Origin of the sequence: Pseudomonas sp. MAG002Y, from assembly GCF_019400845.1 — a bacterium.
GTDB lineage: Bacteria > Pseudomonadota > Gammaproteobacteria > Pseudomonadales > Pseudomonadaceae > Chryseomonas > Chryseomonas luteola.
The window spans coordinates 208,622-221,627 of the sequence record NZ_WOEJ01000007.1 but is presented as its reverse complement, the minus strand read 5'-3'; the positions used below and the strand labels follow the sequence as shown (position 1 = coordinate 221,627).

The following is a 13,006-nucleotide window of genomic DNA, read 5'->3' as shown; positions in this document are numbered from 1 at the left end:
TTAAACCGATACCTAACGACAAGAATTAACGGTTGCAGTCATTTGACTGGTTGATAACCGCTCGTCAGGTATTTTGCCCTATTAGTTAGCTTGCTGCCTTTTGATGTGACCGCTGGATATTAAGCTTGCGTCTTCAGGCCGCTGAATCGATTTTTTAAATATCTTGTGTGGAGGTAATGTGAGAACTAAAGAAGGTGCATCGAAACGTCGTCGAGAGGGCGTATCGATCATGGAATGGCTGGTTATTGGCGTCCTCTCGGCTTATATCGTATTCAGTCTTACCGTTTTCGCACAGAAGCAGTGGAATTCACTGACTGAAGTGCAAAAAGAGCAGATCATCGAAGACATCAGCCGTGCTGCCCAAGAAACGCCGCTGCTGACCTGATCACGCTTCTTTCAAGCCCTGTAGCTTTTACCGCATAAGAATAAAAGCAAAACTACTTCATAGGATCCTGCTTAGCGGATCAGGGGTATTTATTTGCCTTTGAAAAGAGTATTGAACCGTTATTTTAAATGGATTCAATGTTTCTATGCGGTTTGCTCAACAATAAAGTATTTCTGAAACCCTCAAGATAGAGCCTGTCTTGAGGGTTTTATTTATACCAATGTACTTATGTCAATTAAGTTTGATAGTTTGCTCGCGGCTTGCAACATTAATAATAACGCTGGCAAGTTGGCTCAAAGTAAACGGCTTGCTCAATACTGTAAGATTGCCCGCAGAGAGCGCAGCTGAGTCCGCATATCCCGTCATCAGCACAATCCTGAGCTCCGGTTTGATGGCCAGACTCTGCTTGCACAGCTCCATGCCTGTCATGCCGGGCATGGCATAGTCGGTCAGAAGCAGGTCTATCCCGTCTCCATCATGTAACTGCTGTATCGCTTCCTGCCCATTTGCCGCCTCGATGTGTTCATAGCCTAGCTCCGATAGCATGGCGGACGTTGAGTGACGTACCTGCGCGTCGTCATCCACTAGCAGAATTCTTAGCGGGATTGGAGAAGAGAGGTCTACGTTTACCGGCTCGCTCATTGCCTGTACCGGCTCTGAAGTACGGGGCAGGTAAAGAGAAATGCACGTGCCGTGACCTGGCTGGCTTTGTACTTCGACGTCTCCCCCAAACTGACGAACCGTGCCATAGACCTGGGCCAGGCCCAATCCTGTCCCCTTGCCCTGTGCTTTGGTGGTGAAAAAGGGCTCGAACACGTGGCTGAGCACCTCCTGAGACATGCCCTCACCGGTGTCGGTAAGGCTGATACGTATGAACTCGCCTCGTCCCAAGGAGGCCGGGCGACTATCCGAGGCGCCTATGTTCTGTGTCTGAATGGTCAGGCTTCCGCCGCTGGGCATGGCGTCCCGCGCATTCACCGCCAGGTTTACGATAGCCAGCTCAAACTGGTCAGAATCGCTTTGCGCGGGCCAGAGGCCTGCTTGAAGGTTCATCACTAGTTCTACGGTGCCGCCAAGGGTGGCGTGCAACAGGGCCTGCATACCTTGTAGGATCGAGTTGAGGTCAACGGGGCGGGCATTGAGTCGCTGCTTACGCGAGAAGGCAAGCAGCTGCGCGGTCAGCCTGGCGCCTCGATTGGCGGCCTGTTGTGCATTTTTCAGCAAGCGACTCGTACGCTCGTCGTGAGTACGCCGCTCCAGCAAATCCAGCGAGGCGATTACGACGGCAAGCAGGTTGTTGAAGTCGTGAGCCACGCCCGCCGTCAGCTGACCGATCGCATCCATCTTTCGCGACTGGGCCAGCTGCTCCTCGGCTTCCTGGCGCAGGTGCGCCAGCTCAAGGGTAGATTGGACCCTGGCCTTGAGCTCCCGGGCGGAAAAGGGTTTGACAAGGTAGTCATCTGCACCGGCTGCCAACCCATCCACACTGGCCTCTTCACCGGCACGTGCCGAGAGCATAATGATGGGCAGGGTGTTAAGCAGCGGATCTTCCCGTAGCTTGCGTACCAGGCCGAATCCATCCAGTTGGGGCATCATCACGTCGGTCAGTAACAGGTCTGCCCCGTACTGCTGCAGAACCTCAAGCGCGGCGGCTCCGTCTGCGACCGCAACAACGTCATGATCAGGCTCAAGCAGGCGCTGAATGTAGGCGCGCATATCCGCGTTGTCATCGGCTAGCACAATACGGGCACGCCGCTTCATGGGATCCCTTGCTGCGACCATCACCGCTCCAGCCGCCTGGGTTTCCAGCCGCGGAGTCACGGGGTCATCAACCAGCCAGCGCAAGGCCTCCTCTACAAACGGTGCCGCTCCAGGGCTTTCGCTCGCACCGGATGCAGCATCCTGAAGCAATTCGTCCGGGAGATGACGGCTGCCAAAGGGAATTCTCAAGGTGAACGTGGTGCCGTGGTCCAGCTCGCTGTTCACGGATACCGAGCCACCATGCAGTGCAACCAGCTCATTCACCAAGGCCAAGCCAATACCTGAACCTTCATAGGAACGACTCTTGGTGTCTTCGATTCGGTGGAAGCGCTCAAAAAGACGGGGAAGGTGCGCTGCAGCAATGCCGACCCCGGTGTCGGCTACGGTCAGCTGAACATGGGTATCGGTCGAGCTCAGTTCCAGGCGGATCTGGCCGCTGAACGTAAACTTGAACGCATTGGATAATAGATTGAGGATCACCTTTTCCCACATCTCCCGGTCGACAAAGACGGGCTCGGGGAGGGTGGGGCAGAAGACATCGAAACGAAGACCCGCCCGCTCGATAGCCGAGCGAAAACTGCTTGCCAGATCTGCTGTAAAAGATGCCAGATCCGTAGGCACGAACCGGGCTTGCGAGCGGCCTGCTTCGACACGGGAGAAGTCCAGCAATGTATTGACCAGCCGCAGTAGGCGCAGGGCATTGCGGTGCGCTATGGTCAACTCACCCCGAACCTCGGGCGTCAGGGTTTGTGTACCAAGCAGATCCTCGAGAGGACCCAGCATGAGTGTCAGGGGGGTTCTGAACTCATGGGATACGTTGGAGAAGAACTGAGTCTTGGCACGGTCCAGCTCAGCCAGCATCTCGGCTCTCTGCTGTGCCTGTTCATACGCACGGGCATTGCGCAGAGCCGTCGAAACCTGCCCTGCGACGAGTGTGATGAATGTGGCATAGGCATCGTCCAGCGCACGGCTTGGACTGATCCCTACGATCAGGACCCCTAGCGGCTCGGCATCACTTTCGCCAGCGATCGGCATGATATGCGCCGAATCGACAGGGTCCTGCCAGAGGCCACCATGAAGCCCCAGCGCATCTGAAAGCCCGGTAATGGTTTGGGCTTGCCCAGCCAAGACCTGTTTGAAGGGCCACAGCGGCTCAGTTGCGGTATTGCCTAAAGACACGGTAGAGGGCACATGAGCCCCCGGGTCTATGGGCGTCGCGGCAACCAGATTCAGCGTCTCTTCAGGGCCTTTTAGATAAAGCAGTGCAAAAGGCAGATCCAGCGGATCACTGGCCAGTGCGGCTCCAATGTCCCTGCCGGTGGTTTCGACACTTCGAATTTCACCGGCCTGTGTGGAGAGATCGCTCAGCAGCTTCAATCGGCGCTCGCCTACAACCTGCAGAGTGACTTCGCTACACACAGCCAGCATGCCGACAATGCTTCCTTCGTCATTTTCGGCTGGTGCATGGGAGACGCTGAAATAGGCTTCTTCGCGGTAGCCTGCGCGGTCCATCAGCAGAGGAAGGGCTGCGGTCCAGTTCGCCTGTCCACTTTCCATGACCCGTTCGATCATAGGACCAAGCGTATCCCAGTTTTCCGCCATGGTAATGCGGATATCCTCGCCCAGCGCTTGGGGATGTTTATCGCCGATCAGCTTGGCGTAGGCATCATTGTAGATCTGCGTAAATGCAGTACCCCAGGTAAGGATCATGGGGTACTGGGACGAAAGAAGGGTACGGACCGTTGAGCGAAGGCTCTGTGGCCAGGTGGATACGGCGCCTAGTGGTGTTTTCGACCAATCAAGGTCCCTTGCCAGGGCACGTATCTCACCAGGGCCACGAAACAGAGTTAGAGCAGAAGCGTTATGTGAAGTCATGTGACAGGATAACAGGCGGCTCCCGGATTATCCGGGACACAAAGTGTATTAGATCCATGCTTCGCCGATGAACTCAACTGTCCGTTGTTAGGAATCAGTCATTGATCAACAGGCATCCATCCCAGGCGCTGCTCGATGGCGGTGCGATAAGGCGTTCTGATTTCAAGCGGAAGCTGCCTGACATAGTTGCAGGCATGATCTCGAATATCCCCTTTAAGCCCATCGAGATAAGCAATGGCTTCATCAACAGAAGGCATACGGCCCTCTTCGTCCCTCGACTTGGGAGGCAAAGCCGTCCAGACTACAGCATCCAGCTCCCTGTGGTCAGCCCAAGCTCGAATGCGTTCACCATAGGGACCTTCGTATTCGCCTGGAATACTGCCTACGTATTCAGGGCGTTCACGGTTGATCTGCTCGCGATCACGTAGCAATTCACGGGCGATATCAATGTCCTGAACATTCAACAGTGCCCAGAACGTGGGGCTATCCGGTGCGCTTGAAGACAAGGCAACCGCTAACTCTCCACCGTCACAGGTGCGGCAGAGCTCTACCGGCAACTTTGGACCATCGTTCATCCAGGCAGAAGCCAATGGAAGCGGGCCGGGCTTCCAGATCAGGGAGCCCCAGGCAAGACAAGCAATACGCATGCTGAATACTCGCGGTTGGAATCGGAGTGGGATTGGGTTGCGAAGGCAACATACAGGTTTGAAGGTAAGAAACCGTTTCGGTTCAGCACAACCGATCGGGGGCAGTCAGGCGGGCGATCCTATAGAATAGCCGAGCCTGAAACTAGCCGAGTAATCGAATGAACGACTCCAAATCCAAAGTACGCCCATTAACCTGGATCGGCCTAGTGCTGTTCGTAGGCGGAGTAGTGGGGCTGGTAACGGCTCTGGTGCCGCTGATCGGTCCTGAAAGAGCGCCTCGTGACGCGGGTCACCTGACGCCCTTGGTCCTGTCAGCAGTTGTCCAGTTCATCGGTTATGTACTGCTCAATCGCAACCGTTTCCGTGGACGTAAGCAGCCAGGAAAGCGCTGATTTCCCTTGAGGTCATATAGCCATCTCATCTGTTTCTTGGCTCCATCCTGTCTGAGCTTCCAATCGCTGCGAACGAAATCACAGAAAGCGAGTCGGAAGGAATCGTTACGACTGGGTTGAAGTCCTTTAAGGATGACCGGGCCTTGAGCGTAGCGATGTCAATCAGGGTTCGGCATGGCGTGCAGCCGTGAGTGCTGCCGGGCCGGAAAAGGATGAAGATTCATGCGCAAGACAATCGTGATGCTTTCCCTGGCGCTCCTGGCAGCGTGCACCCATGGGAACAAGAATGACCAGACCGCTCAGGATGTGCAGATTGAGCGGTACATGACCGAGCAGCAACTCGTAGGCTCGATGGGTAAACCGGATCATATACAGAAGGAAGGGTCGCTGACCGTCCTTGTTTACAGGGACCGGTTGCTCAGCATGTCAGCCGATCGCTCGGATTATTCCTTTATCTTTGACGGGGGCCACCTCGTCGAATACACCCCTGGAAGGGTCAAGGTGCAGACCCAGAACGGCACGCCAAAGATTACAGTGGAGCCTGCTTGACTGTAGGGAGTAGGGCAGCGGAAAGGGAGGTTTCTTTCCGCTGCCTAACTATCAGGCTTCCTTGGCCTGACAGGCCGCTGCCGTAAAGATCACATCGGTGGAAGAGTTCAGGGCGGTTTCTGCCGAGTCCTGAACCACCCCGATAATGAAGCCTACCGCTACCACTTGCATGGCGATTTCACTGGGAATCCCGAACAGGCTGCAGGCCAGTGGGATCAGCAGCAGCGAACCGCCCGCGACGCCTGACGCACCGCAGGCACAAACCGCGGCCACTATGCTGAGCAGAAGAGCCGTCGGAATATCAACGGAAATACCCAGTGTTTCGACTGCAGCCAGTGTTAGCACAGTAATGGTAATGGCTGCGCCAGCCATATTAATCGTGGCGCCTAGCGGAATCGAAACCGAATAGGTGTCCTCATGCAGGCCCAACCGTTCGCACAAGCCCAGGTTGACCGGTACGTTTGCAGCCGAGCTACGGGTGAAGAACGCTGTGATACCACTCTCACGCAGGCAGGTCAGGACAAGGGGGTAGGGGTTGCGTCGTGTTTTCCAGTACACGATGAGCGGGTTAACCACAAAGGCCACCAGCAGCATGCAACCAATCAATACGACCAAAAGATGCAGGTAACCCGCCAGGGCATCAAACCCGGACGTTGCCAGGGTCGAGGATACAAGACCGAAAATACCGAGCGGCGCAAAGCGAATCACGAAGCGGACAATACTCGAAACGCCATCCGCCAGATCAGTGAACACGGTACGGGTCGTCTCGCTGGCATGACGGAAGGCAATGCCCAGGCCAATGGCCCAGGCCAGAATGCCCATGAAATTGGCATTGATAAGCGCGTTGACCGGGTTATCGACGATGCTCAGCAGCAATGTTTGCAATACGCTGCTGATCCCTTCCGGCGGGCTGATATCGCTGGTATGGGCGACCAGCGTCAAGGTGGATGGGAAGAGAAAGCTGGCTAGTACAGCAATTACCGATGCAGACAGCGTCCCGATTACATATAACCACAGGATGGGTTTGATATGGGTAGGTTGTCCCTGCTTGTGATTGGCAATGGAGGACGCTACCAGAACAAATACCAGGATCGGCGCAACCGCTTTCAGGGCTGTGACGAACACGGAGCCGATGAAACCTGTGGCCTGGGCCGCAGAGGGCGCAACGAGCGCAAGCACGATACCGGCGATGAGTCCGATGAGAATCTGCATCACCAGACTGGAGCGCATCAGCCAGTTCAGAAAGGGGTTTGTAGCTTGGGTCATGGCAAGATCAACTTATAAGGAAGCGGGGCGATGTTGGCAAAGACGGGGTTCGTGCGTTCCCTTCACGCGAGTTGAATACACGCCGTACAGGATCAGTCTGTCCCGCTAAAGGTTCGTTTTTCACGTACGGCCATTGAGCGAAGCGACGGATTTTAAAGGTATTTGCCTGCTTTTGGACACTAAAAGCGCAAAAGCCGATCGCCAGCAAGGCGTAATGGCCTATTGATACAGGGTCGTTGAATGCGTTTGTGGAGCACAACCCTGACAATCTTGCCTTATACGGGCTTATTCAGGCGCCTCGTGATATGAGTCATGCCCTTCGGGAGAGGGGCATGATTCTTAGTCTCTTGACGCGCATCAATCTTGAGCCTTGATCATCTCTTGAATCTTGCTGGCCAAGGCATCCACATTGAACGGCTTGGTAATGATCTCCATGTTTTCGCCCAGGTAGCCTTCGACCTGGGCGCCTTCGGCATAGCCTGTCGCAAAGAGGATCTTCAGCTCCGGTCGCAGGGTTCTGGCTACATCGGCCAGCTGGCGGCCGTTCATTCCCGGCAGCCCCACGTCGGAGATCATCAGATCGATCTGTTGACCATTTTGTAGCAGAGGAATCGCCTGCTGCGCATCGACCGCCTCAAGCGAGCTATAGCCCAGCTCATCGAGCACTTCGACGATCAGCGAGCGGACAATGGTTTCGTCCTCCACCACCAATACAGTCTCTCCGGAGCCTTTAAGCAATTGTCTTTCGGTATTGATCGCGTGCTCATCCAGCGCGCCACGGTATCGAGGTAGATATAGCCTGACGCTTGTACCTTTGCCCTGTGTGGAGAAGATACGGACCTGTCCCTTGGATTGTTTGGCGTAGCCATAAATCATGGACAAGCCAAGGCCGGTACCCTGACCGATGGGTTTGGTGGTGAAAAACGGATCAAAGGCGCGCTCGATAACCTCTGGACTCATGCCCGTCCCGGTATCGTTTACACACAGCACGACATAGTCACCTGGCGCCAATGTCAGGTGTGGATCGTCAGTGTGCTCATCAAAGTGCGCCGAGGAGGTGGCAATAGTGATCGTTCCGCCCTCCGGCATGGCATCACGGGCATTGATCACAAGGTTAAGCAGCGCGCTTTCCAGCTGATTCGTATCGGTAAGCGCCGGCCATAATCCTGCTGTAAGCGTTGTATCGAGGGCTATCTTTTCACCAATGGTGCGTCTGAGCAGCTCCTCCATCGATGCAACCAGGGTGTTCAGGTTGACCGGTTTGAGATCCAAGGCCTGGCGCCGCGAAAAAGCCAGAAGGCGTTGGGTGAGGGCGGCTGCACGCTGCGCCGACGTGACGGCAGCGCTCATATAGCGTTCCAGATCCTGGACGCGCCCCGACTCATAACGGCGCTGCATCAGGTCCAGCGAGCCGATAATGCCCGTCAGCAGATTGTTGAAGTCATGGGCGATACCGCCGGTGAGCTGGCCGACAGCTTCCATTTTCTGGGATTGACGAAGTTGATCCTCAAGCTGGCGCTGCTCGGTAATATCCCGACCAACCGAATAGATCAATCCTTCCTCGGGTACGGCTGTCCAAGAGGTCAACCTATAGTTGCCATTCTGATGGAGCAGGCGTACCTCGTAGGAACGGGCCCGCCGTTCCTGATCGATGATGCTGAGCCCATGCGTGACGCGGTCAACATCATCAGGATGAATGAATTCAAGATAGTTTCTGCCAAGCAGATCGTTTTCCGACCAGCCTAGCGTCTCGTACCAGGCCTCGTTCACCGAAGTGAGTCGGCCATCCAGTTGGCAGACCTTCATCAGATCGTTACTTAAACGCCAGATTCGATCACGCTCGCGCGTGCGTAGCTCAATCTGCTTTTCAAGCTCCTCCCGTGAACGGGAAAGGACCTCGCGAGCATCGATGATGTCCTGAATATCGGTCGATGTACCAAACCAGCCCTCGACCGCACCACGCTCATTACGTACCGGCTGAGCCCGCCCGAGCACCCAGCGGTATTGGCCGGAGCGATGGCGAAGCCGAAACTCTGTACGGTAGGGCTCACCACTTGTGAGGCATTGCTGCCAAGACGCCCAAGTGGTCTCCCGATCATCGGGGTGAACCATCTCAATCCACTTGTCACCATCGGTATGTTCTGGCACCGATCCGGTGAATTCGTACCAGCGCTCGTTGAAGTAGTAATGATGACCATCCGGGCGACTGGCCCAGACCATCTGGTCAATGGAGTTCGTGATGGCCTTGAAGCGTGCTTCGCTTTCCGACAAGGCGGCTTCAGCTTGCTTGCGTGCGGTGACATCCAGAAAGAGCACAACAAAGCGGGTAGGGTCCAGACGCCTTAACCAGGACTCGAACCAACGACCTTCCAACGCCTGCAGCTGCAGTTCAAAATGTACGGGATCGTTATGACGTATGAAGCGTGCATAACTCTCTATCAGCGTGTCATCGATATGAGGTAGTGCTTCGCGGAGGGTCCGGCCTTGCACCTGCTCGGGCGGAAGTCCTGTCAGCTGGCTGAAGGCTGGGTTGACCTCGATAAAACGAAAATCAACCATATGGCCTGTTATGTCTAGGATGGGCTCTGCGACGAAAAAGCCTTCCTGCATCTCCTGGGTAAGGTTGCGCAAGCGAGCATCGCTTTCCAACCGTGCCTGTTCAGCCCGTTCGCGATCGGTGATGTCGTAGCACACGCCAAAATAACGCATGCCTTCACGAGTATTGACCAAGATAGGCTCGCCTCGACGAGCCATCCAGCGTTCCTCTCCATTGTCAGGCCTGCGGATACGATACTCGACGTAATCCAACGCACCCTCTAAAAACTCATGACTGTTGGTGATAACACGTGCGCGATCTTCAGGGTGGATGAGTGCAATCAACTCCTCGATCTGAAAGCTCTCCTGCTCAGGAAGCCCCCAAAGCTGGCACATCTCCCGAGACACGGTTATGCGTCCTTGAGCCGGGTGCAATTCGAACGTTCCGATCTCTCCTACCTGTTGAGCCAGTCGAAGGCGCTCTGCAGCAAGACGCTCGGGTGTACGATCACGCAGGATCTTGGAGTAGCCCATCAGCACGCCATCCCTGCGCAGCGCACTCATCTCGCCGCTGGCCCAGAAGCGTGTGCCGTCGTGCTTGATATGCCACCGCTCGTCCTTGGCGCAGCCACAGCGGGCGGCTTCCGACATCTCGATGTTGGGCCGGTCCTGCGCGCAGTCTTCAGGGGTAAAGAAAATAGATACCGGCTGGCCAATGGCTTCGGCTGCCGTCCAGCCCAGGACCTTTTCCGCGCTGGGGTTCCAGTCCACGATGGTCCCCGATAGGTCGGATACGACCACGGCATAGTCAGAGGTATTGGCCAATACCAGTTGGGCCAGTTCACCAGGGCTCAAGGCGCTGAGGGAGGATCTACCGGATTCCATAAATAATACTTTTTTCTATCGGTTCATGATGTGACAGAAAAAGTAAGGGTTTATCCCATTGATAAGACCAACGCCTCATGAGGCTGAGAACTGCTAGACGGCTTTGTTGTTCGGTAGGACTCAGGAGGAGCTTTAATAGCGAAGCGGTTTACTCTCGAGCCATTCAAGCAGGGCAAGGGCCGGCATGGGGCGAGCCATGAGGTAGCCCTGGCCTTCATCGCATCCCCAGTTTCGCATCAGCTTGTAGATCTCCTCGGTCTCGATGCCTTCAGCCACTACCCGGTAGTCCATCTCCTTGGCCAGTTTGATCATGGCCTTGACGATGCGTTTGTCCTTTTCCTGCCGAAGCGTATTGCGGATGAAGGACTGGTCAAGCTTGACCACAGACGCCGGAATATCCCGCAGATACGACCAGTTGCTGTAGCCCGTACCAAAGTCATCGATAGCGATGACGATCCCAAGATCATGGATGCGCTCCAGTTGGCGCTGCACAACTTCGGTCTGCCGGATCAGGGCGCCCTCGGTAAACTCCACCTCCAGCCGCTGCGCCGGCAGATCATATTCCCTGAGCAGGGCAGTCAGCGTATCGGTAAATACCTCATCGTCCAGATCGGCCGCGGATACGTTGATGGCCACCGTCAGGTTCAACCCCTGTTGTTGCCATGCCTTCGCCTGTTTGACCGCAGCCTTGAGGACCCACAGGCTGACTGAGCGAATCAGGAAGGTCTTTTCAGCCAGCGGTATGAATTCGCCTGGGCTGATATCGCCCAGTGTAGGATGGCGCCAGCGGAGCAAGGCTTCCACAGACGTACACTCACTGGTAGCCAGCTGGATTTTAGGCTGGAAGTAGAGCCTGAGCTGATCGTCCGCTTGAAGCGCTATCGTCAGTGCGCTCAGCAGGCGAAAGGCGCGCTGCTGCGCATGGTCGCGGCGCGGGCTGTACATCTCCCAGCCAGCATTGTTTTCCCGTGCATCGTCTGCTGCGCTGACGAGCGAACGTATCCAGTCCGTTGAGCGTGCCTTTTCCTTGTTAAGGACCAGAATGCCCAGACCTATCTGCGTCTGGATGGGAATGGTGTCGCAAACCAGCGGTGCCTCAAAGGACTCGAGGATATGCCTGTAAAGCGTTTCAGTTGCCTCCGTTTCGATGTTCGCCAACATAAAGGCAATGCGTGTAGGACTGATCCTGTAAAGTGCAAGATCCTTGGGTACAACAGCCTGTAGGCGGTCCCTGATCAGAAGCATGAGCCGTTCTGAAAACGTATAGCCCAACGCTTTGACGATGTCGTTGAGGATACGAGGCGCAATGACATCGACTGCCACCAGCGTGATCGGAAGATCCTGGTCCGAGAAAAAGCTCGAGACATCCCTTTCCAGGCGAGGACGATTGAACAGGCCGGTCGGTAGGTCAATGAAGTTGAGGTTGCGCAGTGTTTCTACACGCGCCATGACCAGCTCGGCGAGCTGGTTCAGCAGCTTTACCTGATGCTTATCCAGAGCGGGCCTTGGCTTCGTGTCAATAATACACAAACTGCCCAGCCCAAGGCCCTGTTGAGTCAGCAGGGGAGCACCTGCGTAAAAGCGGATGTGAGGCTCCCCCGTAACCAGCGGGTTGTCCTTGAAGCGATGGTCCTGAGTAGCATCGCTGACCATGAAAAGCTCATCGCTCAAAATGGCATGGCTACAGAAAGAGTGCTCACGCGGCGTTTCGCTGATGGTAAGCCCGACGCTCGCACTGAACCATTGCCGGTGAGTATCGATAATCGAGATCAGGGCAATCGGGACCTGAAACAACTCAGCAGCCAGCGCAACGATCTTGTCGAAAGCGCGATCCGGCTCCGGATTGATCAGGCATAGCTGCCGAATTTCTGCAATCCGCTCGGACTCATTCGCGGGAGTGGGCACTAAGTTGTTCATGATTATTATCAGACGTGGGCTATTTTTGGATCATATGGTTTTTGTGAGGCATGTCAGATATTAAAAATTCCTACCAGATCTTTAGAAAATCTCTGTTAAAGCAACATCAAGATCGGCCGATAAAGTTGCACACGTTCAATCTGGAATGATCATTCAACGGCACCTGAGGTCCTCAGGAGTGTCATGTGTCTCTATGACTGTATAGGCAATATGACCATGACTTTACCGATTGATTTTGCATCTCCTGCCCATGAAGTGGCGCATCAACTGATTGGCTGGGTTTTTACCGTTAATGGTGTAGGCGGGCGGATCGTCGAGACCGAAGCCTATGATCGCGAAGACCCAGCCTCCCATAGCTTTTCCGGGCTTACGCGGCGTAACGCCACCATGTTTGGTCCGCCAGGCCATCTCTATGTCTATCGCTCCTATGGCATCCACTGGTGCCTGAACATCGTCTGCTGCGACACGGGGCATGGTGCGGGTGTGCTGATCCGCGCATTGGAGCCCCTGGAAGGAATTGACATCATGCGTGAGCGCCGCGGACTCGATACGCTACGCCTGCTATGTGCAGGCCCGGGGCGTGTGTGTCAGGCTCTGGGAATTACCGGAGAGCACGACGGGCTTGTACTGGAGTCGCCAGGCCTCGAATTGGCCGCACCGACAGTGCCTTTTGAGACGATTTCAGGGCCACGGATCGGTATTACCAAGGCGCGCGATGTGCCCTGGCGGTTTGGTTTGAAAGGGTCCCCTTTTCTAAGCCGCAGCTTTCGCTAGTCTGACGGCTGGTCGCTACA

9 protein-coding genes are annotated in these 13,006 nt (G+C 55.4%); 4 read left to right on the top strand and 5 right to left on the bottom strand.

Annotation, left to right across the window (positions count from 1 at the left end):
- Positions 1–178: 178 nt before the first annotated feature.
- A complete protein-coding gene (locus GM154_RS12525; protein ID WP_026003743.1) occupies positions 179–385 on the top strand; it encodes a hypothetical protein in 207 nt (68 codons plus the stop codon).
- A 231-nt stretch (positions 386–616) separates the two neighbouring features.
- Here the strand turns inward: GM154_RS12525 and GM154_RS12520 are convergent, their stop codons facing one another.
- Together GM154_RS12520 and GM154_RS12515 are read right to left on the bottom strand one after the other, a co-directional pair.
- Positions 617–4,021, bottom strand: a complete 3,405-nt coding sequence (locus tag GM154_RS12520; protein ID WP_219652419.1) for an ATP-binding protein — start codon at positions 4,019–4,021, stop codon at positions 617–619.
- Between the two features lie 98 nt (positions 4,022–4,119).
- Complete coding sequence (locus tag GM154_RS12515) at positions 4,120–4,668, bottom strand: hypothetical protein (protein WP_219652418.1); 549 nt, start codon at positions 4,666–4,668, stop codon at positions 4,120–4,122.
- A gap of 158 nt (positions 4,669–4,826) precedes the next feature.
- Between GM154_RS12515 and GM154_RS12510 the strand changes: the two genes are divergently transcribed.
- Together GM154_RS12510 and GM154_RS12505 are read left to right on the top strand one after the other, a co-directional pair.
- Positions 4,827–5,060, top strand: a complete 234-nt coding sequence (locus GM154_RS12510) for a hypothetical protein (RefSeq protein ID WP_010795051.1) — start codon at positions 4,827–4,829, stop codon at positions 5,058–5,060.
- A gap of 222 nt (positions 5,061–5,282) precedes the next feature.
- Positions 5,283–5,609 (top strand): hypothetical protein, encoded by a 327-nt coding sequence (locus tag GM154_RS12505; protein WP_122042110.1) that lies wholly within the window; start codon positions 5,283–5,285, stop codon positions 5,607–5,609.
- Positions 5,610–5,660: 51 nt separating this feature from the next.
- On the opposite strand, the gene sstT is transcribed toward GM154_RS12505, so the two are convergent.
- From sstT to GM154_RS12490, 3 genes are all read right to left on the bottom strand, one after another.
- Entirely contained in the window at positions 5,661–6,875 is a 1,215-nt protein-coding gene (sstT, locus tag GM154_RS12500) for a serine/threonine transporter SstT (protein WP_010795049.1), read from the bottom strand.
- Positions 6,876–7,232: 357 nt separating this feature from the next.
- A complete protein-coding gene (locus GM154_RS12495; RefSeq protein ID WP_219652417.1) occupies positions 7,233–10,295 on the bottom strand; it encodes a PAS domain S-box protein in 3,063 nt (1,020 codons plus the stop codon).
- 132 nt (positions 10,296–10,427) lie between these two features.
- The gene (locus GM154_RS12490; RefSeq protein ID WP_258019826.1) at positions 10,428–12,212 is read right to left on the bottom strand and encodes a bifunctional diguanylate cyclase/phosphodiesterase; all 1,785 of its coding nucleotides are present in this window, start codon (positions 12,210–12,212) and stop codon (positions 10,428–10,430) included.
- A 216-nt stretch (positions 12,213–12,428) separates the two neighbouring features.
- Between GM154_RS12490 and GM154_RS12485 the strand changes: the two genes are divergently transcribed.
- On the top strand, positions 12,429–12,986 hold the full coding sequence (locus GM154_RS12485; RefSeq protein ID WP_230382093.1) for a DNA-3-methyladenine glycosylase: 558 nt from the start codon (positions 12,429–12,431) through the stop codon (positions 12,984–12,986).
- Positions 12,987–13,006 lie beyond the last annotated feature (20 nt).